General features: G+C 61.2%; 23 protein-coding genes. 8 read left to right on the top strand and 15 right to left on the bottom strand.

All coding sequences use genetic code 11. From position 1 onward, the window contains the following. Positions 1 to 78 precede the first annotated feature (78 nt). Positions 79 to 672 carry a TetR/AcrR family transcriptional regulator gene (locus tag EDE05_RS08210; RefSeq protein ID WP_105371410.1) on the top strand — a complete coding sequence of 198 codons (594 nt, stop codon included), beginning with the start codon at positions 79 to 81 and terminating at the stop codon, positions 670 to 672. A gap of 5 nt (positions 673 to 677) precedes the next feature. Here EDE05_RS08210 and EDE05_RS08205 read toward each other — a convergent pair whose 3' ends face one another. The 8 genes from EDE05_RS08205 to EDE05_RS08170 form a co-directional block, all read right to left on the bottom strand. Further along, on the bottom strand, positions 678 to 1,481 hold the full coding sequence (locus EDE05_RS08205) for a helix-turn-helix transcriptional regulator (RefSeq protein WP_132409447.1): 804 nt from the start codon (positions 1,479 to 1,481) through the stop codon (positions 678 to 680). Next, positions 1,478 to 1,843, bottom strand: coding sequence for a nuclear transport factor 2 family protein (locus EDE05_RS08200; RefSeq protein ID WP_105371573.1), 366 nt, complete (start codon positions 1,841 to 1,843; stop codon positions 1,478 to 1,480). Before EDE05_RS08200 ends, EDE05_RS08205 begins: the two co-directional genes overlap by 4 nt. Positions 1,844 to 1,932: 89 nt before the next feature. Beyond that, a complete protein-coding gene (locus EDE05_RS08195; protein WP_105371408.1) occupies positions 1,933 to 2,544 on the bottom strand; it encodes a LysE family translocator in 612 nt (203 codons plus the stop codon). A 90-nt stretch (positions 2,545 to 2,634) separates the two neighbouring features. Beyond that, complete coding sequence (locus tag EDE05_RS08190) at positions 2,635 to 3,438, bottom strand: ABC transporter permease (protein WP_205839317.1); 804 nt, start codon at positions 3,436 to 3,438, stop codon at positions 2,635 to 2,637. Then, entirely contained in the window at positions 3,426 to 4,283 is an 858-nt protein-coding gene (locus tag EDE05_RS08185) for an ABC transporter permease (protein ID WP_105371407.1), read from the bottom strand. Before EDE05_RS08185 ends, EDE05_RS08190 begins: the two co-directional genes overlap by 13 nt. Further along, on the bottom strand, positions 4,280 to 5,323 hold the full coding sequence (locus EDE05_RS08180; RefSeq protein ID WP_105371406.1) for an ABC transporter ATP-binding protein: 1,044 nt from the start codon (positions 5,321 to 5,323) through the stop codon (positions 4,280 to 4,282). Before EDE05_RS08180 ends, EDE05_RS08185 begins: the two co-directional genes overlap by 4 nt. 81 nt (positions 5,324 to 5,404) lie before the next feature. Beyond that, positions 5,405 to 6,442: an ABC transporter substrate-binding protein gene (locus EDE05_RS08175; RefSeq protein WP_105371405.1), complete on the bottom strand. Its 1,038-nt coding sequence runs from the start codon at positions 6,440 to 6,442 to the stop codon at positions 5,405 to 5,407. Between the two features lie 82 nt (positions 6,443 to 6,524). Next, positions 6,525 to 7,499 carry a 2-oxoglutarate and iron-dependent oxygenase domain-containing protein gene (locus tag EDE05_RS08170; RefSeq protein WP_105371404.1) on the bottom strand — a complete coding sequence of 325 codons (975 nt, stop codon included), beginning with the start codon at positions 7,497 to 7,499 and terminating at the stop codon, positions 6,525 to 6,527. A 112-nt stretch (positions 7,500 to 7,611) separates the two neighbouring features. On the opposite strand from EDE05_RS08170, the gene EDE05_RS08165 reads away from it, so the two are divergent. The 4 genes from EDE05_RS08165 to EDE05_RS08150 are packed head-to-tail and all read left to right on the top strand — an operon-like array spanning position 7,612 to position 12,668. Further along, positions 7,612 to 8,721, top strand: a complete 1,110-nt coding sequence (locus EDE05_RS08165) for a carbohydrate kinase (RefSeq protein ID WP_105371571.1) — start codon at positions 7,612 to 7,614, stop codon at positions 8,719 to 8,721. Positions 8,722 to 8,756: 35 nt separating this feature from the next. Next, positions 8,757 to 9,686, top strand: coding sequence for a pseudouridine-5'-phosphate glycosidase (locus EDE05_RS08160; RefSeq protein ID WP_105371403.1), 930 nt, complete (start codon positions 8,757 to 8,759; stop codon positions 9,684 to 9,686). 56 nt (positions 9,687 to 9,742) lie between these two features. Continuing rightward, a complete protein-coding gene (locus EDE05_RS08155; protein WP_105371402.1) occupies positions 9,743 to 10,552 on the top strand; it encodes an enoyl-CoA hydratase/isomerase family protein in 810 nt (269 codons plus the stop codon). A 10-nt stretch (positions 10,553 to 10,562) separates the two neighbouring features. Further along, on the top strand, positions 10,563 to 12,668 hold the full coding sequence (locus tag EDE05_RS08150) for an acetate--CoA ligase family protein (RefSeq protein WP_105371401.1): 2,106 nt from the start codon (positions 10,563 to 10,565) through the stop codon (positions 12,666 to 12,668). On the opposite strand, the gene EDE05_RS08145 is transcribed toward EDE05_RS08150, so the two are convergent. The 3 genes from EDE05_RS08145 to EDE05_RS08135 are packed head-to-tail and all read right to left on the bottom strand — an operon-like array spanning position 12,669 to position 18,518. Beyond that, positions 12,669 to 13,646 (bottom strand): nucleoside hydrolase, encoded by a 978-nt coding sequence (locus tag EDE05_RS08145; RefSeq protein ID WP_105371400.1) that lies wholly within the window; start codon positions 13,644 to 13,646, stop codon positions 12,669 to 12,671. It abuts the gene before it with no gap. A gap of 27 nt (positions 13,647 to 13,673) precedes the next feature. After that, complete coding sequence (locus EDE05_RS08140; RefSeq protein ID WP_132409449.1) at positions 13,674 to 17,150, bottom strand: indolepyruvate ferredoxin oxidoreductase family protein; 3,477 nt, start codon at positions 17,148 to 17,150, stop codon at positions 13,674 to 13,676. Continuing rightward, positions 17,151 to 18,518 (bottom strand): FAD-binding oxidoreductase, encoded by a 1,368-nt coding sequence (locus tag EDE05_RS08135; protein WP_132409667.1) that lies wholly within the window; start codon positions 18,516 to 18,518, stop codon positions 17,151 to 17,153. Positions 18,519 to 18,785: 267 nt separating this feature from the next. Between EDE05_RS08135 and EDE05_RS08130 the strand changes: the two genes are divergently transcribed. From EDE05_RS08130 to EDE05_RS08120, 3 genes are all read left to right on the top strand, one after another. Beyond that, positions 18,786 to 19,541 carry a FadR/GntR family transcriptional regulator gene (locus EDE05_RS08130; protein ID WP_132409451.1) on the top strand — a complete coding sequence of 252 codons (756 nt, stop codon included), beginning with the start codon at positions 18,786 to 18,788 and terminating at the stop codon, positions 19,539 to 19,541. Between the two features lie 30 nt (positions 19,542 to 19,571). Then, a complete protein-coding gene (locus EDE05_RS08125) occupies positions 19,572 to 20,567 on the top strand; it encodes an MDR family oxidoreductase (RefSeq protein WP_132409453.1) in 996 nt (331 codons plus the stop codon). Positions 20,568 to 20,694: 127 nt separating this feature from the next. After that, entirely contained in the window at positions 20,695 to 21,315 is a 621-nt protein-coding gene (locus tag EDE05_RS08120) for a nucleoside triphosphate hydrolase (RefSeq protein WP_105371396.1), read from the top strand. 7 nt (positions 21,316 to 21,322) lie between these two features. Here EDE05_RS08120 and ugpC read toward each other — a convergent pair whose 3' ends face one another. From ugpC to EDE05_RS08100, 4 genes are all read right to left on the bottom strand, one after another. Then, a complete protein-coding gene (gene ugpC / locus EDE05_RS08115) occupies positions 21,323 to 22,393 on the bottom strand; it encodes a sn-glycerol-3-phosphate ABC transporter ATP-binding protein UgpC (protein ID WP_105371395.1) in 1,071 nt (356 codons plus the stop codon). Between the two features lie 15 nt (positions 22,394 to 22,408). Further along, positions 22,409 to 23,257, bottom strand: a complete 849-nt coding sequence (locus EDE05_RS08110) for a carbohydrate ABC transporter permease (RefSeq protein WP_105371394.1) — start codon at positions 23,255 to 23,257, stop codon at positions 22,409 to 22,411. Then, complete coding sequence (locus EDE05_RS08105; protein WP_105371393.1) at positions 23,250 to 24,188, bottom strand: sugar ABC transporter permease; 939 nt, start codon at positions 24,186 to 24,188, stop codon at positions 23,250 to 23,252. Before EDE05_RS08105 ends, EDE05_RS08110 begins: the two co-directional genes overlap by 8 nt. 67 nt (positions 24,189 to 24,255) lie before the next feature. Further along, positions 24,256 to 25,554 (bottom strand): extracellular solute-binding protein, encoded by a 1,299-nt coding sequence (locus EDE05_RS08100; RefSeq protein ID WP_105371392.1) that lies wholly within the window; start codon positions 25,552 to 25,554, stop codon positions 24,256 to 24,258. Between the last annotated feature and the right edge of the window lie 79 nt (positions 25,555 to 25,633).

Raw genomic sequence — 25,633 nt, 5'->3', positions numbered from 1 at the left:
GCACAAACGGAGGCGCCTCCGTTTAACTAGTTGGCATCCTGACTTTCGTCAAGTCCTCATTGTCTGGGAGCATGCATTTTGGCCCCGGCCGAACCAAATACACCATCGCCGGAATCGACGAAGCTTCGCGCCGACGCTCGCCGCAACCGCGATAGACTGGTGGAAGTGGCCGCCGTAGCGTTTGCGGAAAAGGGCGTCGAGACGTCGCTCGAAGATATAGCGCGACAGGCTGGCGTCGGCATCGGCACACTCTACCGCCATTTTCCCACCCGGGAACATCTCGTGGAGGTGGTCTACCGCCGGGAACTGGAAAGCCTTGCAGACGCGGCGACGGAACTTGCAGAAAAATACCCGCCGGACGTGGCGCTGGAGGAATGGATGCGGCGCTTTGTGAGTTATATCGCGACCAAGCGCGGCATGTCCAACAGCCTGAAGACCTTGATGAATTCCAACTCCACGCTGTTTGCGGAAGGTTTTAGCAATATACGAAGCGCCTTCGAGCGCCTCGTCCGCGCGGCTGGAGAGAATGGCCTGATCCGGACCGACATCGACACGGCGGACCTGTTGCAGGCACTTTCCAGCATCTACTCAATGACGGATTCTCCCGACTGGCGCGAGCGATCGCACCGCCTGATCGGGCTTCTCATGGACGGTCTGAAGGCGCGCAAATAAATCCGTCAGACGCCTTCTGCCATCCGCCGCAGAAGCTCCGCCGTCTCGTCATTAGCGGGGAAGAAGGATTCGATGGCAAGCTCCGACAAGGTGACATCCACCGGGGTACCGAACACCGTCGTTGTCGAGATAAATGAAAGCAATCCAGCCGCCGTCCGCAGCTCCAGGGGCACAACGATCCCGGCGTAGTCGCCTGGTTGCTTTGAAGAGCTTTCAGGTGCCGGATAGCCCGACAACTCCTCCAGCAGCCCTTGGAGAATGCGGTCGCCTGTGGCGGCGACCTGCTGGTGCAGCCGTTCCAGCAGGTGATTCCGCCACTCCGCAAGATTGGCGATCTGAGGCGCAAGCCCCTGCGGATGAAGGCTCAGCCGCAGGACATTGACCGGTCCCTCCAGAAGCGACCGGTCGGCCACGTCGGCAAGCAGCGGTGCCACGGCGGCATTTGCCGCCATAAGGGTCCAGTGCCGATCGATGGCAAGCGCTGGAAAAGGCTCGTGTCCCTTGAGTACCATGTCGATCGCCTTGCGCGCCGCGGCCAAAGCGGGATCGTCCAGCGTGCGTTCGGCATAGACCGGCGCGAAACCCGCAGCGAGCAGCATGGGGTTCCGCTCGCGGAGCGGCACCTCCAGCCGTTCGGCGAGATGCAGGAGCATGTCGCGGCTTGGAAGTGACCGCCCGCTCTCGATGAAACTGAGATGGCGTTGCGAAATCTCAGCCTCCAGCGCCAGATCGAGCTGGCTCATGCGCCGGCGGCGGCGCCAGTCGCGCAGGAAATCGCCGAGAGGACGGGCGGTCGCGATCGTATTCATGCGGCAGCCGGAACCTGATCGAGAAAACCATAAACGGCCTTCAGACGGCCATTTTCAAGCAGGGCGAAATCCGTTCCCTTGATGATCGGCTCGCCGCCCTGCGGCCCAAGTCCCCACGAGAAGCGAAGGTTGTCCGCGTGACCATCAGCCGTGCCGAGCAGTTCGAAACGGAAGCCGGGGAACCGGGCCTGGACCGCCTCGACCAATCCGTTGATGTCCTCATGCCCTTCTCCGCGCATCAGCGGGTCGACATAAAGAGCGTCGGTTGCCCAGGCTTCGGCGATCATAGCGCGACGGCGAGCGGCGTTCGTCTCGTTCCAGATAGCGAGGTAACGTTCGGCATGTGTGGCTGCATCAGTCATTTTCTTCTCCTTTTTATCGCCCGGCTCGTTCCAGGCAGGGCGATCATGCGGGAGCACCGGCATCGTCTCAATTACGCGGCAGGTAATAACTATCGCTCCGAAAGCGCAAGCCTGGCGCCGAGTAGGACGAACGCGCCTGCAAATGTGCGGCGCATCCAGCCCAAAATAGACGGCCGAGAGATGACGTGGTTGCGGACCGAAGCGGCAAATACCCCGTAGATCGCGAAAATCGCGAAAGTCATCAGCATGAAGACGAGGCCGAGTTCCGTCATGCGCAGGACGGGAGAGGCGTCATCAGGCCTCACGAACTGCGGCAGGAAGGCGAAAAAGAAGATGGAAAGCTTCGGATTGAGCGCATTGGCAAGGATGGCCGAAACGATGACTTGGCGGGCCGAGCGGGACGTGGTTTCGGGCTCTACAGTCAGCGCGCCCTTCTCCTTCAGCACCTGCCAGGCCATGAAAAGGAGATAGGCCACCCCAAGATATTTGACCGTCTCGAAGGCCAGCGCACTGGCATGCAAGAGCGCCGCCAGACCTGAAACGGCCGCCGCCATATGCGGGACTATGCCGAGCGTGCAGCCGAATGCCGCGACAATGCTCGCCTTTGTCCCACGCGAAAGACCCGCAGCGAGGGTGATCAGCACGCCCGTACCCGGCGATGCGACGACGATGAAAGAGGTGAGGAGGAATTCAGGTGTCATCAGGCGATCCTTTCAAGGTTTCGCCTGAGGCTAACGACCGGATCGAAACCGATCTTGAATGAAATTGCAGGCGGCAGCTCCCGGCCCCGATCAGAAGCGGTGGATACGCAGACCGAGCACCTTTTCCGAGACGACCACCACGACAAGCGTCAGCACGATCGAGCAGGTCGAGACAGCGGCGGCCTCAGGCGTGAAATTGGTCCGCAGGTAGTCGAACAACTGGATCGGCAAGGTGGACGTCCCGACATTCTTCAGCATGAAGGAGATCGTGAAGATGTCGAAGGAGATGATGAACGCAAAAAGGCAGCCTCCGATCACGCCCGGCTTGATGAGCGGCAGCATGATGCGACGGAAGCGCGTGAAGCGTCCGGCGCCAAGGCTCTGGGCGGCCATGCTCCAGGCGGGATCGTAGCTTTCCATCGAAGCCGATACGTTTATGAAGACGAAAGGCAGCGTGATTAGCACGTGACCGACGATCATGCCGACCATGGTTTGGGTACCGACACCGATCGAATAGACGAAAAAAAGCAAAGAAATGGCCGTCAGAACTTCCGGCAGCAGCAGCGGCGCCAGCATGGCGATCCGCACTGTCTCCTTCAGCTTGCCAGAATGCTGCACGTAGAAAATCGCCGCCATGGTGCCGATGATGCCGGAGATCACGGTGGTGACGGCCGCAATCCACAGCGACGTCCGGATTGCTCGCATGAAGACTTCGTTGTTGAAGAAGACTCCGTACCAGCGGAAGGACAGGCCTTGCGGCGGAAAGGTCAGGAAAGCGCCGGCATTGAAGGAGGCACCAACGACAACGAGGATCGGCGCCAGCAGAAAGGCGTAGATGACAAGGCAGTAGACGGTGAAGAACGGTTTCGACATCGTAATGCTCATGCCTTCCATTTCATGACGGTGAGCCTTCCGAAAAGCACGACGAAAATCGCCCCCGTGACCGATAGCACCAGCGCCATGGCGGAACCGAAAGGCCATTGGAACGTGTCGATCAAGGCGTCGACGACCGTTACAGCCATGGTCTTGACCCTCAGACCACCGATCAACGAGGGCGTTACATATGCACTCAGCGACAATACGAAAACGAGAATGCATCCGGCCTGGATGCCGGGCAGCGACAGCGGCAGGGTAATGCGACGGAAGGCGGTTAGTTTTGAGGCGCCGAGGGAACGGGCGGCGGCTTCAAGGGACGGATCGATGCCCTGGATGGCGCTCATGATCGGCAGGATCATGAAGGGCAGGAAGACATGCACGAGCGCGATGATGATGCCGAGCGCATTGTACATCAGCGGCAAGGGGCCATCGATGAGACCCCAGCCCATCAGCGTCCGGTTGATCAGGCCGTTGTTGCCGAGCAGGATTGTCCAGCCATAGCTGCGGATGACGATGCCGACGAGAAGCGGGGAGAGCACGAGGCCGTAACCGAGCGCCCGGAGGGAGGAGGTTCCGCGGGCAAGCTGCCAGGCGACGGGGTAACCGAGCACAAGACAGGCAAAAGTGGTCACGAAACCGATCCAAAGAGTGTTCACCACTTGTTGGATGTAGAAGATATCAGAGAAGAACTTGCCGTAATTCGCAAGCGTCAATCCCGGCCCATAAGGCGTTCCCTGCCCCGGCATGCGGAAACTCATCAGCACGATGTTGAGATAGGGCAGCACGAGGAAAGCCGTGAGCAGGATCGCAGCCGGCGCGATCAAAAGCAGCGGCCCGAGGCGTTTTCCGGCAACAGCGCTCATGCGACGCTCCCAAGCGGCCAGAAACGGTCTGCCGGCGCATGAACCAGCACGGTCTCGCCATCGCGGAACCGGGTTCGCGGAAAGGTCTGAACGTTGACAATGGTACCGTTGGCAAGCTCCAGACGATAATCCACGAGACTGCCGGAATAATAGCTGGAAAGCACTTTTGCAGGAACGCCGGCAACACCCGCCGTGACGGGCAAAAGCTCCACCGCTTCCGGCCTCAGCGCCAGCGTTATATCGGCGCCGTCAGCATAGTGGCCGACCACCGGCACATCCCCGAGCGGGGTGGAGACGATACTGTTGACCACCTTGCCGCGCACGATGTTGACCTGTCCGACAAATTCCGCCACCTCGAGATTGGCGGGCCGCTCGTAGATATCGGAGGGAGCGCCGATCTGGGCGATGCGGCCGCCGAACATCACGACCACCCGGTCGGACATGGTCATGGCTTCCGCCTGGTCATGGGTCACGTAAACGGTGGTGATGCCGACGCGCCGCTGCAGGTCCCGAATGAAGACCCGCATTTCCTCGCGCAGCTTCGCATCGAGATTGGCGAGCGGCTCATCGAGCAGCAATATCTTCGGTTCGATAACGAGAGCACGGGCGAGCGCCACGCGCTGCTGCTGGCCGCCGGAGAGCTGCCGCGGATAACGCTCCGCATAACCCGTAAGCTGCACCATATCCAGGACCTTGGCGATGCGGTCGCGGATCTCCGTCTTCGGGATTTTCCGCATTTCCAGACCGAAGGCGAGGTTTCGTTCGACGGTCATGTGCGGAAACAGTGCGTAGTTCTGAAAGACCATTCCGATATCGCGTTTTTCGACCGGCACATGCACGACGTCCCGGCCATCGAAGCGGATCGCGCCTCGCGTTGCGTCCTCGAAGCCGGCGATCATCTTGAGCGTCGTCGTCTTGCCGCATCCGGAAGGACCAAGCAGGGAAATAAATTCCCCTTCGGCGATCCTGACCGAGATACCGTCGACTGCAGGCCCTTGCCCATAGTCCTTGGTCAGCTGTTCGATGCTAACCTCTGTCATGAAATTTCACTTTCGGAATTGAATGCTCAAAAAAGGCGATCATGGTCTGCCCCAGGCAGACCATGATCGCAGCGGGGAAAATCACCTGACGGTTTTCGCCCAGCGCTCGGCGAGTTCGCCCTGCTTCTCGTTGACGAAATTCCAGTCCCAGGTGAGGATCTTGTCCATATCGGGACCGGAGACCGGTACATCCGCCTTGAGATCGTCTGGAACCTTGACCTTGGCATTGGTCGGCGAGATGAAGAACTGCTTCATCATCATCGACTGAACTTCCGGCGAGAGCAGGAAGTTTGCATATTGGTATGCCAATTCCTTTTCCGGGGCGTTCGCGAGGATATTGATGGTCTGGTCGAACATGATCATACCCTCTTCCGGGATGATGCAATCGACGGGGAGGCCCTGGCGGCGCAGCCGCGCGATTTCGCCGAAATCGAAGGGCGCCACGACGATCTCGCCGGACGCAAGGCCGGTCGACATGTTGAAGTCCACCTGGATGACGGAACCCAGCTTTTCGAGCGCGGCGAATCCCGCATCGACGTCATACTGGTCCTTGCCGAAGATCTTGGAGAACAGCAGCAGCTCCATCTTGCCAGCGCTGTTGGCGAAGTTGTAGAGACCGATCCGGCCCTTGAATTCCGGATTGTTCCAGAGGTCCTTCCAGCTCTTCGGCGGCGTTTTCACGAGATCGGTCCGGTAGCCGAGACCGATCGGGGAGACAGCCCCGATGGCGCCCCAGCCGTCGGTCTTCTTGGCGAGCGGATAAAGATCGCCGTAGTTCGGCAGCTTCGTCAGGTCGAGCTTTTCGAAAAAGCCTTCCTTGCGCAGGCCGGAGGCGAAAACCTCGTTGGTCATAACGATCGAATAGGGCGGCTTTGCAACGCCCGCCGCACGCAGGTTCGCGCCCCAGACGCGACCGTTGCCGACATCGAGGGTCACCGTCGCACCGCTCTGTTTGGCGAATTCCGGCGCCACCGCCGAACGCCAGTATTGCTCCCAGACGCCCCCGAGCGTGGGTACGATCAGTGTTTTCTGCTGTGCCCGCGCGGGTAGCCCGGTCAGGCCTGCGGCAGCTAGAGCACTCATTCCGGCAAGCGCCTGCCGTCTTGTCAAACTCGTCATGTGCAGTTCCCCTTGTTGCGATCTATCGAGATCATTCGTGTGCCGGCGTATTTTCGCTTCTGCGCACAGGTTCGGTCGTCCGTCAGCCTTTCGAGAAAGCCTGTTTCGTCTTCAGATCTATGTATTCGCCGTAGGTGATCGGCTCATATTTCGCGCCACCCTTGATGAAGGGCGGCAAGCACTCGATCACGGTATCCTTGGAAGGATTGAGGAAGAACGGGATCGACTGGCGGCGCGCCGTGCCCTTGAAGCCGCTCGGCGGATTGGCGACACGGTGGGGCGTCGAAACCCATTCGTCATTGGTCCAGCGCATGAAAGCGTCGGCAATGTTGATCACATAGGCCCTTTCGATGGAGGGCGCATCCAGCCACTCCCCGTTGCGATTGCGGACCTGCAGCCCGCCCGGAGAAGCCTCCGAACGGAGGATCGTCATGAAACCGTAGTCGGTGTGGACGCCGGCGCGCAACTGGCCCGGCAGCGGCGATTCCGCCTGTTCGGGGTAGTTGATGACCCGCAGCGCCGAGAGATGGTTCTCGAAAGACGGCTCGAAATAGTCCTGATCAAGTCCGATGGCCTGGCAGAATATTCGGCGCATATGCTTTGCGAGCACTTCCATCTCCCCGAAGTAGTCGCGGAAAGCCTGCTCGAGGCCTTCCGGCCTCTCGGGCCATGTATCGCCCGGCAGATTCTTGCCGAAATTCAGACTCTCCTTGTAATCGCCGGGGGTCTTTATGCCGAGCGTGGCGGCAAGCGCTTCCTCCGCGATCGGCGAGAACGATACGCCGCCCATCACGCCAGCGCCGCGCCCTATCGTCTTTTTCCAGTCCTGCGGATAGTCGAAAAAGGCGCGGGCCAGATTGTAGAGCCTCAATGTGATGTCCGGCGAAACGCCGTGGCCGGTAACGAGGAAGAAGCCGGTATCGCGACATGCTGTTTCGATCGCTTTGACCACTGCAGCGGCGCCTGCCTCCTTTCGAACGAAGGGTCCGACATCAATGACCGGTATGCCGGGAACGGCCTGGCCGGATGACACGGGATTGGCGCTCGAAACGGGCATGGCCTAACCTCCATCTGCATTTGACAAACAGATGTTGACAAAAACATCTGTTGTTGTCCATATCCAAATTAACGAAATTGAGCGCGGCTCTCGCCGCAAGGACGTGCATCAGATGGATGACCTCGCTCCGCAGGAAGCGGCAGTTCTGGCGATCATCAAGGACAACCCCTTTGCGGGACAGCAGGAGATCGCCACCCAGTTGGGCTTGGCCCGCTCCACGGTTGCCGCGCACATCGTTCAGCTCATGCAGAAGGGCTATATCCTCGGCCGCGGTTATGTCATGCCGGCGGAAACCCGCGCTGTCTGCATCGGCGGCGCGGTGCTGGACCGGAAATACCGCGCCAAACATGATCTCGTGTTCGAGACCTCCAATCCGGTCGACGGCATCCGCTCCATGGGCGGCGTCGCCCGCAACGTCGCGGAAAATCTGGCGCTTCTCGGCACGACGACAAGCTTCGTATCGATCGTTGGCGACGACGAAGGTGGCCGGGCGCTGCTGAAGCATATGCGCGACCGTGGCATCGACGTAAGCCAGATGGTTACCACAGCGGAACGGCCGACGGCGGAATACGCTGCGATCCTCGATACCAAGGGCGATCTCGTGCTCGGCATTGCCGACATGGGCATTTTTGATCTGCTTCTACCCGCCCATTTTGAACGCATCTGGCCGCATCTGGCCGCCGCCAGCTGGGTCTTCTGCGATTGCAACCTGCCGGCCGAGACGCTCGCCGCGCTGATCGCGAAGAGACAGGGAGCGCGCTTCAAACTGGCGGTCGATGCGGTCTCGACACCCAAGGCCGCACGTCTGCCGAAAGATCTTTCGGGCATCGACCTTCTGTTCATGAACATCGACGAGGCAAACGCCGTCCTGCACCGCAAGGCGCACGAAACGATCGGCGACGCAAAGGAGGCAGCCGTTGCCCTGCAGGCAGCGGGCGCCCGCGAGGCGATCGTCACCATGGGGTCCCGCGGTATCGCCGTGGCCGGCGTCGAGGGCGCCCGCACCTTCCCCGCCGTGCGCGCCACTCCTATCGACATCACCGGCGCCGGCGACGCAATGATCGCCGGCACGTTGCACCGGATCCTTCACGGCGAGGACACCTATACCGCAGCGCGCACCGGCGCCCTTCTCGGCACGCTGACGACGGAAAGCCCCGCCAGCGTCCATACCGAACTCTCCGAACGCTTCCTGGAAGCCAACATGCACCGGCTTGCCGGATAGATCCGCGGCCGAAAAACATCCGAGGAATACCCGAAATGACCCTTCTGAAACCGAAGCTGAGCCGCGAAGTGGCTGAAACCATCGCCGAAGGCGGTCCGGTGGTGGCGCTGGAATCGACCATCATCACCCACGGCATGCCCTACCCTGCCAATCTTGAAACGGCACTCGCCGTAGAAGATGTCGTACGTGCGAACGGCGCCGTGCCAGCAACCGTCGCCGTCATCGACGGAGTGCTTCGCGCCGGCCTCGAAAGAGACGAACTGGAAGCTCTCGCCCAGGCAAAGAGCGTCGTGAAGGCCTCCGGCCGGGACCTTGCGGTCGCCATGGTGCACAAGCAATCGGCCGGCACCACGGTATCCGCCACGATGCTGCTGGCGGATCTCGCCGGCATCGACATCTTCGCCACCGGCGGCGTCGGCGGCGTGCATCGCGGCGCCGAGCAGACGTTTGATATTTCTGCGGATTTGACGGAGCTCGGCCGGACCAAGACGGCCGTCGTCTGCGCCGGTGTCAAGTCGATCCTCGACATAGCCAAGACGCTCGAATATCTCGAAACCCAGCGCGTACCGGTGATCGCCTACGGCACCGAGGATTTTCCCGCCTTCTTTACCCGCAAAAGCGGCTTCAGAGCCGACCATCGGCTCGATACCCCTGAAGAAATTGCCGAAGCCATGTGGCTACACCATAAGCTCGGTACCGGCACCGGCCTCATGATCGCCAATCCAATCCCGGAAGACGCGGCGCTCACACCGGAATTCATCGACGGGACGATTGCCGATGCCGTACGCGAAGCGGACGAACGCGGCATCGGCCGTAAGGAATTGACCCCCTTTCTGTTGGCGCGGATCAACGAGCTCTCCAGGGGCGAAAGCCTGAAAGCCAATATCGAACTGGTGAAGAACAATGCCCGCCTGGCTTCGAAGATGGCCGTCGCCTACGCGGCGCTCAAGAAGAGCGGCCGATAGATCGGCTCAAGAATACGGGCAATCACGGCAAGTGAGTCATAACAAGGGGAACTGCCATGAGCTATGAGACCATCCTTTATGAAAAGGACAAGACCGACAAGTTCGCGACGATCACCATCAATCGCCCCGAGAAGATGAACGCGATGGACAAGACGGTGATCCGCGAAATCAATGCGGCCCTGAAGGCCGCGATCGAAGATCCGGACGTCAACGCGCTCGTCATCACCGGCGCCGGTCGAGCCTTTTCGGCCGGCTACGACCTGAAGGGCGACGATTTCGATGTGGATGTCGACTTCTGGCGTGCCGACATGACCGAGAACGCCGAGGCGCTCCTTAATATATGGCGGGCGCCGATCCCGGTCATTGCTTCGGTCAACGGTTATGCGCTTGCCGGTGCGCTGGAACTGATGATGTGCTGCGATCTGGCGATCGCCGCCGACACCGCCAAGTTCGGCGAGCCGGAAGTGCGACACAATTCCGGTCCTCCCGCACTGATGATGCCGTGGCTGCTCGCAACCCGCGACGTAAGGTGGCTGATGTTCACCGGCGACATGGTGGATGCGGAAGAGGCGCTGCGCATGCACCTGATCAACAAGGTGGTGCCGGCCGATCAGCTGAAGGAAAAGACCGAAAACCTCGCCCGCAAGCTCGCACGCATGCCGGTTCCGGCGCTGAAATACACGAAGGCTTCGATCAACAACCAGCAGATGGTTGCCGGCCTGCTGCCCTCCTTCCAGTACAATATCGAGGCCATCGCCGCACTCCACGTGACGAAGCAGGGCCGCGAGTGGATGGCCAACCTCGCCAAGATGTCGCTTAAGGAATACCTCGCTTTCCGCGACAATCCGTTCAAGGGCCTCGACTGAGGCTTTGGTCATGGCGGCGAACACGCCTGAAGCAATGCGGGCCTTGATGGCGCCGCGATGTGTCGCGGTCGTTGGCGCGACCGAACGCGCCGACGCCTCGTCCAGCTTCGTGATGAAGAACCTGATGCGCTTCGGTTATCAGGGGCAGATCATCCCGGTGCACCCGACGGCGGAGTGGGTCTTTGGTTACCGCGTGTCCCCTTCCCTTTCTGCGCTCAACGCCGCGGCAGACGTCGCCGTCATCGGCATTGCGGCCGAAAAGGTGATCGGCGCGCTGGAGGAAGCGGGTGAGGCGGGGATCAAGGCGGCGGTCGTTCTGGCCTCCGGTTTCGCGGAACTGGACGAAACCGGCCGCGAGCGGCAGCGGCAGTTGGTCGAGATCGCCGAGCGTTACGGCATGGCGATGTGCGGGCCGAACTGCCTCGGCCTCTTCAATCTCAACACCGGCGCGGCCCTTTATTCCTCCAGCCTTTCCACCAATTTGAAAAAGGGCCGCTTCGCGATCCTCTCCCATTCCGGCGCCAGCGCCATCGCGCTCAGCAATACCGGCAGATTTGGCCTCAGCCACATCGTATCCTCCGGCAACAGTGCGGCGACCGACATTCCCGATTACCTCGATTTCCTCGCCACGGATTACGACACCCGCGCCGTCGGCATCGTCATCGAGGCGATCCGCGAGCCGGAAAAGCTGGCTGCCGCGATGGAGAAGATGCATGTCGCTGGAAAACCCGTCATAGCGCTTCGGGTCGGCCGCTCCGAACGCGGCGCCCAGGCCACGGCCGCCCATACGGGCTCGCTCGCCGGCAGCAACGAAGCCTATCACGCCTTCTTCCGCCGCGTCGGCATCATCGAAGTGCCGGATATGGACAGCTTCATGGAAACGGCGACGCTTTGCCTGACATTAAAGCAGAGGCCGACCAAGCCGGGTGTCGCGATCATCGGCGTCTCCGGAGGCGGTGTGGCGCATGTGTCCGATATCGCCGACGAAGTTGGCCTTTCGCTGCCAGAACTGCAGCCGAAAACCATCGCAAGAATCAGAACCCTGCTGCCGCCCTTCGCGACGCCCCAGAACCCGCTCGACACAACCGGCATGGTTTTTGCCAACGGCGATATTTACCGCGATGTGCTGCACAGCCTCGCCGCAGATCCATCGATCGGTATGATCGTCGCAGCGCAGGACGCCCCTCAGGGTCTCGACGACTTCGGCGCTTCCGAATATCTTGGCATTGCAGAGGCCGTATCTGACTATGCCGAAACCGGCCAAGCACCCGTCGTCTTCATGAGCAATCTCTCCTCCGGGCACCACCCGGCCGTGGAGGCAAGACTGCCGGAGGTGCCGGTTTTACGCGGCACAAGAAGCGCGCTGACGGCGATCGCCAGCCTGATGGCTCAGACCGACGCCGTCTCTTGGCCGGGCAACATATCTGCCGGGAAAAAGCCGCTTCCTGCCAAGGTACTTACCGAAAGCCAAGCCAAGGCTCTGTTTGCCGCCGAAGGCCTGCCGGTCCCGAGGGAAAGGCTTGTCACCAGCGCCGATGCCGCGGCCGAAGCAGCCAGCGCACAAGGCTTCCCCGTCGTCATGAAAATCGAATCGCCCGACATCCTCCACAAGACCGAGGCCGGCGGCGTAAAACTCGGCATCGCCTCCGAAGCGGAGGCCAGAACCGCATTTGCGGCAATCATGGCAAACGCCCGTGCTTATGCTCCGGAGGCGGAGCTGCGCGGCGTCTCGGTACAGGAAATGGTGACGGGCGGCGTCGAAGCATTGGTCGGCCTCGTCCGCCACGAACCGTTCGGCTTCGGTCTCGTGGTCGGCTGCGGCGGTGTTTTGGTTGAGCTGGTAAAGGACAGCAGTTTCGACCTGCTGCCGATCGATCAGGCTCGGGCGGAAACATTGATCGGTGAGACGAAGCTTGCCACTCTCCTCGACGGTTATCGGGGCGCGCCGAAAGCAGACCGCAAGGCGCTCGCCGAACTGCTCGTCAAACTCTCCGAATTCGCGGCTGTTTACGGCGACGATATCGAGGCGATTGATCTCAACCCGGTCGCGGTCCTGCCGGAAGGACGGGGAGTGCGCATCCTCGACGCGCTGATCATCCCGCGCAGAGGCAAATGATCAGACGAGCCGAAGCATCGGCTGCCGCGCCAGTTCCTCGCGGCCAAGCCAGGAAAGCCGCTCCGTCAGCAGAGCATAAAAACCGTCTGCATCCACGTCCCCTATGAACAGTGCGTTCTTCGGGCGACCGGAAACACCCCACCAGTCGGCCACCGTCATGCCCTTGGTCAGCTCGGATTCCGTCTCGATTTCCACATTGCACTGGCGGCCGCAATAAAGCTCCGGTTTCAACAGGTAGGCAATGACGTTCGGATCGTGCAGCGGCCCACCTTCGCTTCCATATTTTGCGACGTCGAAGCGCTCGAAATAGTCGAGCCAGCCGACCACGGCATAGGCAAGCGGCGTTCCGATATCGCGGATCGCATTCACGCGGGCTCTGGTCGTCAATGTCTTGTGCGTGACGTCGAGCGGCATCATCACGATCGGAACGCCGGAGCCGAACACGACGGCCGCCGCCGGCGGATCGACATAGATATTGAACTCGGCGGCAGGCGTGATATTGCCGCCCTCGAAACAGCCCCCGCCCATCAGCACTATCTTCTTGATGCGCCCCGCTATCTCCGGCGCCTTGGTCAGCGCCTTGCCGAGGTTGGTGAGCGGTCCGAGCATGCAGAGTGTCACCGAGCCTGCGGGCTCGTCCATCAACGTCTCGACGATGAAATCCACTCCATGCATTTCCTGAAGCGGCATGGTCGGCTCGGGCAGCTCCGCACCGTCGAGTCCGGTTGCGCCATGCACGTGCTCGGCCGTCACCAGCGGCCCGGTCATCGGCTGATTGCAGCCGGCAAAAACCTTGATGTCGGAACGGCCGGCCAGTTCGCAAATCTTGCGGATATTCCTTTCGGTCAACGACAACGGCACGTTGCCGGCCGCAGCGACGATGCCGAGAACCTCGATTTCAGGACTCGCCAGCGCAAGCAGAATGGCGAGTGCATCGTCCTGACCGGGATCTGAGTCTATGATGATCTTTTCTGCCATTCTGGTCACTCTCGGATACGATGACGGTTACGCGACATGGGTGAGCGGCTCCCTCGCCCGCCACATCGCCATGAGATCGGCCTTGCGCTTTTCGAAACGTTCGATGGAAGCCCGCTTGATGTGGCCGAAACCCCGCACCATGTCCGGCAGGCCGGCAAGCTCCACCGCCAAGGCATGGTTGTCGGCATCCATGCCGGCGGCGATTTCTCGCACGAGGGAAAAATAATCTTCCACGAGCTGCCGCTCCAGGCGGCGCTCCTCGGTGCGGCCGAAGGGATCAAGGACCGTACCGCGGAGGAATTTCAGTTTTTCGAGCACCGCGAATAGGGGGCGAATCCATCCGCCGAAGGCGATCTTGGCGGGATGACCGGTACGCTGGTCGATCTTCGTGATCATCGGCGGTGCGAGGTGATGCCTGATCTTGAAATCGCCTTCGAACTGCTCGGCAAGCCTCTTTTCAAAGCTACGGTCTCGATGCAGGCGCGCGACCTCGTATTCGTCCTTGTAGGCCATCAGCTTGAAGGCGTTTTTCGCCACCGCCTCGGCAAAACCGCCTACGCCCCGCACCCGTGCTTCGGCCGATTTCGCGATATCAACGACACCGGCATAACGCGCCGCATAAGCGGAATTCTGATAATCGGTAAGGAAGGCCACGCGACGGGCGACGATCTCCTCCAACGTCTCTGCCTTCAGTTCCGTCTTCGCCGATCCGGCCTCGCGGGCGACAGCCTCCAGATCGACTGCGGCACGGCGTCCCCAGCCGAAGGCGGCACGGTTCATGACAACCCCGGTGCCGTTGAGCTCGATAGCTTTGTCGATGGCAGTAAGGCTGATCGGCACGAGGCCCCGTTGCCATGCGTAGCCGAGCAGGAACATATTGGAGGCGATGGCATCGCCCAGGAGTGCGACCGCAAGATCGGTCGCGGCCACCGTCTCGACGGCTTGGTCCCCGGCCGCCCGGCGCAGTGATTTCAGCGTCGCCTCTTGCCTGAAATCGATCGTGGTATCTTTCACGAAAGAAGCAGTCGGCGCGAAATGGTCGTCGATGATCGCCCGCGTCTTGTTCTTCGCAAACGAGGCGAGCGAATTCTTCTGCGCCGCCACGACGACATCGAAACCGAGCACGAGGTCACTTTCGCCAGGCCCGATCCGCACCGCGTTAATCTGGCTTGGATCCTTCGCCAGCCGAATATGCGAGATGACCGAGCCGTTCTTCTGGGCAAGACCGGTCTGGTCGAGCGTCACCAAAGCCAACCCATCGACAAGTGCCGCCTGGGCAAGAATGGCGCTCACGGTTATGACGCCGGTTCCGCCGATGCCGGCGAGCAGCATGCTGTAGGGTGTCTCGAAGGTCGCGGTAAAGACCGGCAGCGGCAGATCGTCGGTCCTGATCGATTTCGACTTAACCCTAGGCTTGCGGAGGCTGCCGCCCTCCACGGTTACGAAGCTGGGACAGAAGCCCTTGAGGCAGGAAAGGTCGGTATTGCAGCTCGACTGGTTGATGCGTCGCTTGCGGCCGAATTCCGTCTCTTGCGGTTCGATCGAGATGCAGTTGGAGACGGCGGAACAGTCGCCGCAGCCCTCGCAGACTAGTTCGTTGATGAAGGCGCGCTTGGTCGAAACAGGATAGGCGCCGCGCTTGCGCCGGCGGCGCTTTTCCGCCGCGCAGACTTGATCATAGACGAGAACCGTGACGCCGGGGATATCCCGCAGCTCCCGCTGTACCGCATCGAGCTCGTCGCGGTGATGGACGGAGACCTCGCGTGGCAGATTGCCCTGCCAGACCTCCGGCCTCTCGGCGACCACGACGACGCGCGCAGCGCCTTCGGCCTGCATCTGCGCGACAATGCCAGGCACCGTGACGTCACCGTCATGTTTCTGGCCGCCGGTCATGGCGACGGCGTCGTTATAGAGGATCTTGTACGTGGCGTTGACTCGCGCCGCAATCGCGGCCCGGATGGCGAGCACACCTGAGTGAAAATAGGTGCCGTCGCCCATGTTGACGAAGATATGCTTCTCGTCGGTAAAAGGCGAAAGACCGATCCACGAACCGCCCTCTCCCCCCATCTGGGTAAAGGTCGAGGTATTCCGGTCCTCATTGCCGATGATCATCATGTGGCAACCGATGCCCGTCGAGGCACGGCTTCCCTCCGGGAGACGGGTCGAGACGCTGTGCGGGCAGCCGGAACAGAAATAGGCTTCGCGTTTCAGCGCCGTCGCTTCGATACCGAGCGCAGCCGTCATCTCGTCCACAAACCGCGTCTTGGCCCGCAAAGCTTCGTCCAGCACGCCGAGACGGGAAAGAATTGCCTTCGCCACCGACAAGGTGCCGATCTCACCGATTGCCTGAAGAAGCGTGCCGCCGCTCGCACCCACTTTGCCAAACACCCGCGGTCGCTGGCCGTCAGGCAGGTTGAAGAGCAGCGCCTTGATCTGGTCTTCGAGGATCGAGCGCTTTTCCTCGACTACCAGCAGGTCGTCGACGCCCGAGGCAAAGCCTGCGATGCCTTGCGGCTCCAGCGGCCAGACCAAGCCAACCTTGTAAAGCCGGATACCCAGTTCGGCGGCGCGGGCCTCGTCGATACCGAGAAGCGCCAGGGCACCCAAAAGGTTAAGCCAGGATTTGCCGGTCGAGACGATGCCGAGTCTTGCTCGTTCGGCGCCGCCCCATACCGTGCGGTCGATCCTGTTGGCTCGGGCAAAGGCCTGAGCGGCGAGCATCTTGCGCTCCAGCCGGAGTTCCATCGCATGCGGCCCGTCCGGCCAGCGCAAGGACAGGCCATCCGGGGCGAAAATCTCGTTGGGGATGACGATCACCGGCCTGTCCGGATCGAGATCGACCGTCGCCGAACATTCCACGACCTCAGTCTGGCACTTGAAGCCGATCCAGGCACCGCAATAGCGGCTCATGGCAAAACCAAGAAGGCCATATTCGATATATTCGCCGACCCCCGCGGGCGAGAGCATCGGCACCATGGCGGAGATGAGATTATGCTCGCTCTGATGCGGCAGGGTGGAGGAGACCGCGCCATGGTCGTCGCCGACCAACAGCAGCACGCCGCCGTTCGGATTAGTACCGACGGCATTGGCATGGCGGATCACGTCCATACTGCGATCGACGCCCGGACCCTTGCCATACCACATGGCAAAGACGCCGTCATAACGTGAGCCTTCGAACATGCCGGTCTGCTGGGTGCCCCAGACCGCGGTTGCTGCCATATCCTCGTTCAGGCCCGGCTGGAATTTGACATGCGCCGCCTCCAGATATTTCCGGGCCCGCGCCATTTCGCGATCGAAACCGGCAAGCGGAGAGCCACGATAGCCGGAAACATAACCGGCCGTGTTGAGCCCCTGCGCGATATCCCGTTGCCGCTGGATCATCGGCAGGCGCACCAGCGCCTGGGTGCCTGATACCAGGATCCGGCCCTTTTCCAGCGTATAGCGATCGTCGAGGCTCACCTGGCGATCCATCGGGTTCGTGTCCGGCGCCGCGTGGATCGACATCTAAGCCCGCTCCGCCTGCAGCACCGAAACCGGGGCTTCAAAGACCCGACCGCGGTTGAGGATGTAGTTCGGATCGAATGCAGCTTTCAGCCGCCGCATGGTGGCTATCTCGGCTTCACTTCGTGCGAACCGGAGATATTTGAGCTTATCCGTACCGATGCCATGCTCGGCGGAAACGCCGCCGCCAACTGCAGCAATGCCTGAAAATACCGCTTCGGCGATCCTCTTCTCGTGTCGTGTCAGCACGCAGTAGTGCAGGTTGCCGTCGCCGAGATGGCCGAAGATGAAGGACACCGCATCGGGGTCAATCCCCGCTATGGCGTGCGCAGCGGTATCAAGGAACTCCTGCATGCGAGAGAGCGGTACGGAAATGTCGTAACCGGCCATTTTGCCCAGGCTGAAGAGATAATCGTTGATGCCGTCCCGGATTGCCCATAAGGCATTGAACTCACGGAGTGAGTTGGAGAGCACGATGTCGCTCGCAAACCCCTCCTCCAGCGCCGTGGCCAGCGCAGCTTGGAAACGTTCGTTGTCGTATTCCGGTGCCTGCCCCTGGATTTCGACCATCGCATACATGCCGGCCCCCGTTTCGACAGGCGGGCGGATCCCCATATGAGCGATGGTCTCATCGTAGACATTCGGGAAAATCACCTCGAAGGCCGATAACAGCCCGGAAAGTTCGACCCGCAGCTTCGCCAGCAGCCCCTGCGCCGCTTTCAGGGACGGCAGCGCCAGAAACGCATTGCGCTCGATCTTCGGCTTGGGGTGCAATTTGAGGCAGGCGCGCGTGACGATGCCGAGCGTCCCTTCCGTCCCTATGAACAACGGGTTGAGATCATAACCCGAATTGTCCTTCGGCAACCCTTTGAGCGACGAGAGGATGGTACCGTCGGCCAATACGGCTTCCAGCCCCATCACCTGCGCCCGGTACATGCCGTAACGCAGCACCCGGATGCCGCCGGCATTGGTGGCGATGTTGCCCCCCACCGTCGCCGTGCCGCGCGAACCGATATCCACGCCGAAGAAGAGTTCATTGTCGCTCGCCGCCTGCTGGACCACCTGCAAAGGCGTGCCGGCGCCGGCGATGAGGGTTTGGGCGGCAACGTCGATGCCGTCCACACCATTCATGCGTTCGAGAGAGATTGACACCTCTCCGGCAAGAGGCCGCGAGGCGCCCGAAAGCCCGGTCCGGCCGCCCTGCACGACGACCGGCTGGCCGAGTTCATTGGCGGCGGCAAGGATTGCGGAGACCTGGGCGGTATCGCGGGGGCGAAGCACGGCGAGAGGATGATGGCCGGCAGCGGTCGCATCTGCCGCATAGCCCGCTGAAATCCCGTCGCCAATGAGGATGCCGGAAGCATCCAGCATGTTTTCAAGACATGCGAGAAGGCGGTTCAGACGGTCAGACAATTGCGTCCTCCGCCGGATATCGCGCCTTACGGCCACAGTTCAGCACTCGGCCGAATCCGATCTCGCCCATGCCGGTTCCCCTTGCCTGTTCGGCTTTGGAGGCGAGGTTATTCCCATTCCACTATTTGTCAAACCTATATTTAAAAAGCAGTAGCCTTTTCATCCTCGCCATGGCATCACTAGCGTCATGAGACATGGCAAGAAATATGTCTGGGGAAGAGTGGCATGATCCTCAAATATGACGAGGTGGTTCGCACCGGCATCGCCAAGCAGGTGGCCGAAAATATCCGGTCCGCGATCATGGACGGCAGACTGAAGGTCGATGAACGCCTGCCGACAGAAGAAGAACTTGCCCGCAGCTTCGGCATCTCGCGCCCTACCGTGCGCGAGGCTCTGAAGCGCCTCGCCGCGCAGAATCTCATCCATTCCAAGCGGGGGCCTACTGGCGGCAACTTTGTCAAGCGTCCGGATCCGGAGGGGTTGTCCAAGGCGATTACCGGTGCTGCGACCCTCCTCGTCGGCGTCGGCGCTTTCGACATCGAGGAGATCATCACCGCCCGGCTGGAAACGGAGGCTGTCTGCTGCCGGCTGGCTGCCGAAAACCGCAGCGAAACGGACCTCGCCGCCATGGAGGCGGAGATCGCCGTCCAGTCCGACGAGAAAATCAGCGACGAGGATTTCTGTGCTTCCGATGTGCGCTTCCATCGGGCACTCGTGGAGGCGACCGGTAATGGGCCGCTGAAGCTGATGATGTACACGGTGATCGAAGCCTTCATTCCGATCACCAACATGATCGTCTTTCGAGTGCGCGAACGCCGGCACGTCGCATCGCTGCATCAGGAAATCCTGGATGCGGTGCGCGAGCGACAGGATGATAAGGCGACCGATGCGCTGGCCCGGCTGCTGGCTTATGTGCGCGAAAGCTATGCCGCCGTCCTCGATGCGCGGGCAAAACGTGACACCGCCGAGGCATCCGCCTGATCAATTGCCCAAAAAAAGTGGAGAGACGCCATGACCGAGACCTTTACCGCCATGGTGATCGATGCCGTGGACGGCAAGCCAAAAGGCAGTTTCAGGCAAATCTCGATTGCCGATCTTCCCGACCACGACGTGTTGGTCGAGATTGCCTATTCGACGCTGAACTATAAGGACGGGCTGGCTATCACCGGCAAAGGCCGCATCGCCCGCCGTATGCCCATGGTCGGCGGCATCGACCTGTCCGGCACCGTTGTCGAGTCTCGATCGCCGGAATGGAACCCGGGCGACAAGGTGGTGCTGAACGGATGGGGACTTTCCGAAACCGAATGGGGCGCCTTCAGCCGTTATCAGCGGGTCAGGCCCGAGTGGCTGATCCGGCTGCCCGACACCTTTTCCATGGAACAGGCGATGGCCGTAGGCACCGCCGGTTACACGGCTGCGCTCTGCGTCGACGCGCTTGAAAAATGGGGTTCCATCAAGCCCGGCGAAGGTGAAGTACTGGTAACCGGCGCGGCCGGCGGTGTGGGCTCGGTGGCGATCGCGCTCCTGGCGGCTCGCGGCTATAATGTCACGGCCTCGACAGGACGACCGGAAACCCACGACTATCTCGCCTCTCTCGGCGCCACCAACTTCATCGACCGGGCCGTGCTTCAGGAGAAAGGCGGGCCGCTGCAGAAGGAACGCTGGACCGGCGGCGTCGACGCTGTCGGCTCGACTACGCTCGCCAACGCGCTTTCCCAGACGGTGCGCGGCTGTGCAATTGCCGCCTGCGGGCTTGCAGGCGGCGCGGATCTGCCGGGCACGGTGCTGCCGCATATTCTGCGGGCGGTAACGTTAATCGGGGTCGACTCCGTTTTCGCCAGCCGCGAACAACGGCTCGCCGCCTGGGCCCGGCTGGCCCGCGACATGGACAAGGGCAAGCTCGACAGCATGACGGCCGTCGAACCCATGTCCAACCTTCCTCAGCTCGCAGAAGATATCGTCGCCGGAAAGATCCGCGGGCGCGTGGTCATCGATGTGACGAAGTAGAGCGAGGACCTCCAGCAGGTTCGGCACCGGTCCTGGGAATTCGGCAGGCGTTGAATCTGCTGGTGCCAGGAACGGGCAAACAGGATAGAAGCCGCGGGGTGTGATCTAACCGCAGGGTTCTGGAACCATGACACTGGACGATATCTCAAGCACCGTGATCGACCGCGCCAAGGGCAGCAGGCGCTTTATCGTGGCGATTGCCGGCCCGCCGGGTTCGGGAAAATCGACGCTTGCCGAGCGCTTGCACGAAGCCTTGCTGGCCAAAGGCGAAACCGTGGAGATCCTGCCGATGGATGGCTTTCACATGGACAACGCCATTTTGGAGGCGCGCGGCTTGCTGCTCCGTAAAGGTGCACCGGAAACCTTCGACGTGCGTGGCTTTTCGGACGTCCTGCGGGCCGTCCGCAGCGCCGAAGAGGAGGTGCTTGTGCCGGTCTTCGACCGATCCCGCGAGCTTGCCATCCCCTCGGCGCGGCCGATCGATCCTCAGACCCATATCGTGCTTGCGGAAGGCAATTATCTGCTGATCGACGAAGCGCCCTGGTCGAGGCTTGCGGACCTGTTCGACCTTACCGTCTTCGTCGGCCCGAGCGAAAATGTTCTGCGCGAGCGCTTGAGGCAGCGGTGGGTCCATTACGGGCTCGACGAGGCCGCGATCGACTGGAAGCTGGACGGCAACGACCTGCCGAACGGCCGCTACATCCTGCAGCATTCACGGCCTGCCGATATCCAGCTGGACACCTTCTAAGCTCCAATCACAGCGCAATGCCGCTTTCGCGATCGAAGACATGCACCTGGTCGGCGCTGATATTCGCCTCGAACCGGGCGCCGTAGCGGGCCGGATATTCGCCGTCGACAATCGCCGTCACCGGTTGGCCCGCGAGATCGAAGACCACATGGGTCTGGGCGCCGGTCGGCTCGACCAGAAGCGTCTGGCCCGCCAGCGCTGTTCCGCCGGTTCCGGGGCTCAGATGCTCGGGTCGAAGGCCCACCTTGATCGCCTGGCCGCGTTTTACCTTGCGGTCCGGCGCGATGCGGATCGCTGTCCCGTCTCCAAGGCGCGCGGCAGGCTCACCGCCCTCCCCCTCCACCGTGCCGTCGAGGATATTCATCGCGGGCGAGCCGATGAAGGCCGCGACGAAGAGGTTGGCAGGTGTCTTGTAGAGCTCCAGCGGCGTGCCCTCCTGCTCGACCCGCCCCTGATTGAGGACAACGATCCGATCAGCCAGGGTCATTGCCTCGATCTGGTCATGCGTGACGTAGATCGACGTCGTGCCCACCTTCTGGTGGAGCGTCTTGATCTCGGAGCGCATCTGCACGCGTAATTTGGCATCGAGGTTGGAGAGCGGTTCGTCGAACAGGAAGACGGCAGGGTTGCGGACGACCGCCCGCCCCATGGCGACACGCTGCCGCTGACCACCCGAAAGCTGCGCCGGCTTGCGGTCGAGAAGCGGCACGAGGTCAAGCATACGGGCCGCCTCGCCCACCCGTTCCGCGATCACCTGCTTCGTGGCACCCGAGAGACGGAGGTTGAAACCCATGTTCTCGGCAACGGTCATATGCGGATAAAGCGCATAGGATTGAAAGACCATGGCGATGTTCCGCTCGCGGGGCGTCAATTCGTTGACGACCTTGCCACCGATGAGGACATCGCCATCGGTGATCTCCTCAAGGCCGGCGATCATCCTCAGAAGCGTGGATTTCCCGCATCCAGACGGACCGACAAGGGCGATGAACTCGCCGTCCTCTATCGAAAGGCGCACCCCATGGATGATCTCCAGCGAGCCGTAGGATTTTTTGACGTTGGACAGTGTGACGGATGCCATGGGTGCTATCTCCGGTCAGGACTTGACGGCGCCGGCGGTCAGTCCGGCAATGATGTGCTTCTGGGCAAGGAAGAAGACGATGATGGTGGGCAGGATGGTGAGCGTGATGAATGCGAGCACCAGTTGCCACTCCGTCCCGAATTCTCCGCGATAGACCATGATCCCGAGCGGCCATGGATAGATGGATTCGGAGTTGAGCATGATGAGCGGCAGGATATAGCTGTTCCAGCTCGCCACGAAGGAAACGATCGCGACGGTCGCAATGATCGGGCGGGAGAGCGGCAGGGTGACGTGCCAGAAAAAACGCATATAGCCGCAGCCATCCACGAAGGCCGCCTGGAACAATTCCTCCGGAAGGTTGCGGAAATAATTTCGGAACAAAAGGATACTCATCCCGAGGCCGAAGGCGACCTGTGGCAGCACCACCCCCCAATAGGAATTGAGGAGGCCGAGATCGCGGATCCGGATAAAGAGCGGCAGGATCGCCGTGGCGGCGGGAAACATCAGCCCGATCAGAAAATAGTTGAGCAGAAAGGTCGCGCCGAAGAATTTGACATGCGCAAAGGTAAAAGCGGCCATGGCGGCGACGGATACGGTGAGGAACACGGTGAGCGTCGCGATGATCAGCGAATTCATCATCTGCCGCCAGTACCGCTCCCCGAACAGGATGTCGGTATAATTGGACCATTGCCATTCCACTGGCAGGCCGAACGGATTGACACGCAGATCGCCAAGCGTCTTGAAACCTCCGAGAGCTGTCGTCAGCAGCGGGATGACGACCACGGCCGCGATGATGGTGAGCGAGACGTAGAGGTAGATTTTCGTGCCGGCGCTCATCCGGATGGCGGTTCTCGTCTCAGTCATGGCGCATGAATATCCGTTTGTAGCTGAAGGCGAGCGTGACGCAGATCACGAACAGGACGACGCCGACAGCACTTCCAAGACCGACCTGCATCCGGGTCACCCCGAAATTGTAGAGGAAGGTCACCATGGTCTGGGTGGAATTGAATGGTCCGCCGCCGGTCAGAGGCATGATCATGTCGAAGAGCTGCAGCGAACCGACCACCGCAAAGAACACCGAGAGGCGCAGCGTCGAACCGAGCAGCGGCAGCGTGACGAAGCGGAATTTCTGCCAGCCGGTCGCCCCGTCGATCTCGGCGGCTTCGAGCACGCTCTTATCGAGCGACTGAAGCCCGGCGATGAAGAGCATCATGTGGAAGCCGAAATATTTCCAGACCACCACGGCCAGAACCGCGTAGATGGCGAGGTCCTTGTCGGCGAGAACGTACGGCGTCTCGACCCCGAGGAACCCGGCAACGGCCGCGAAAAGCCCGTAGTCGCCGTCATAGACAAAACGCCATATGAGCCCCGCCGCCACGTCAGCGAGCACATAGGGCAGGAAGAAGATCAGCCGGAAGACGACCACCCCAGTAATCCGGTTCGCCAGCATCGTGGCAAGCCAGATCGCCAGCGGTATCTGCAGCAACAGTGAAACGACTATGATCAGGAAATTGTTCTTGAGCGCAGTCAGGAAGGCGCTGTTCTTGAAAAGCACCTCGAAATTCCGCAAACCGACGAACTGCTCGGGCAGGCCGTAGCCGTCCCACCGATAGAGGCTGTACCAGGCGGCCTCCCCCATCGGCATGATCACGAAGATCGTAAAGAGAAGTAGCGCGGGCGGCAGAAACAGGATCAGAACCGGAAGCCGGCCGCGCGCCGTAGGGCTCTTGCGCCTGGCAACGCGCGGGGCGCCAGCCGCGTGATCTATGGCGGTCGTTGCAGAAATATTGGTCATTTTCGTTCCGACTGTCATGGTCGCATGGAGTGCACCGGCGGAGCGTCGGCCCCGCCGGTGCCTCGCATCACATCTTGTCCATCTCCACCGCGTCCTGGATCGCCTGCGCGCCCTCTTCCGGCGACATCTGACCCGACACGATGGCGACCGACGCGTCGTTCACGACCCGGCCGACGGAAGGACCGAGTTCCTGATCGAAGAAGTTCTGGTGCCAGGTGGAAGTTTCCAGCTGTTTGGCCGACTCCCGAAGGAGGGGATTGGTGACGCCATCTTCGGCTCCGACCGCCGCCGGCAGGATCATCCCGGCTTTCGCCATCATGCGCTCATTCTCAGCATTCGTTAGGTAGGCCAGGAAATCGAGAGTTTCCGGCGGCGCCTTCGCCGTCACGGCCCATGCGTTGATGCCGCCCAGCGTATCGGTGGCCTTGCCGGCTCCCCCGGCTACGACCGGGAAGGCAAACCGGCCGATATTGTCGCTCGCAAGCCCCTTGCCGTCGCCGGCATTCCTGCGTTGGAATGCTTCCGTCGTCTCGAAGCCGAGGATCATCGCAGCCTTGCCGTCGCCGAAGACCCCAAGCGCCTGCGGCCAGGTCGTGGCGAGATAACCTGGCTGGAACGGCTCGAGCTTGCCGAGTTGAGCAAGTTGCTCGCCGGCTTTCACCGCTTCCGGCGCCACAAAACCGTCGCCCGCGCCGGTCTTCATCGCGTCGAAGCCCTGCTGTCCGGCATTGCGCATGACGAGATAGCTCCAGTAGAAGTGGATCGGCCACTTCTCCCCGCCGCCTCCCGCAATCGGCACAATCCCGGCATCCTTCAGCTTTTTGACCGCTCCCAGGAAGTCGTCCCAGGTCTTGATGCTTGCGGCATCAACCCCGGCTTTCGTGAAATACGCCTTGTTATAGAAGAAGCTGACCGTTCCCATCTTGTAGGGCACGGCACTGACCTTGCCGTCGAAGGTGACCGCCTTGAGGGCAGCAGGATTGTAGCTCTTGCCCCAGGCGCCGCCATCCGCCTTCATCTTGTCACTGATGTCCTTCAGCGCGCCGGTCGCCTGTTGCTGCTTCAGCACGCCTCCGCCCCAGCTGTAGAAAAACGACGGCGCGTCAGCAGATTGCAGAAGCGTGGGTAGCTTTGCCTTGAAGGCCTCGTTCTCAAGAAACTGCATCTCGACCTTCACGCCGGGATGCTCGGCCTGATATTTGTCGGCGATACCGCGCCAGATCTTCACATATTCCGGATTGAGTTCCAGATGCAGCCATTTCACGACTGCATCAGCCGAGGCTGTGGCAGCCGTCGTGCACAAAGCCAGCATGCCGATGGCAGTGGCAGACGCGAAGCGAATTCCGAATTTTCCGATGGTCAGCATTTTGCACTCCTCCCGTAGCGCTTTATTTCCGATCCCGGATTAAATAAAGCGCGCAGGCTTGTCGACTGTCAATAGGAAG

Origin of the sequence: Neorhizobium sp. R1-B (genome assembly GCF_004368875.1) — a bacterium.
Taxonomy (GTDB): Bacteria; Pseudomonadota; Alphaproteobacteria; order Rhizobiales; family Rhizobiaceae; genus Neorhizobium; species Neorhizobium huautlense.
This window is presented reverse-complemented; position numbering and strand designations above follow the sequence as displayed.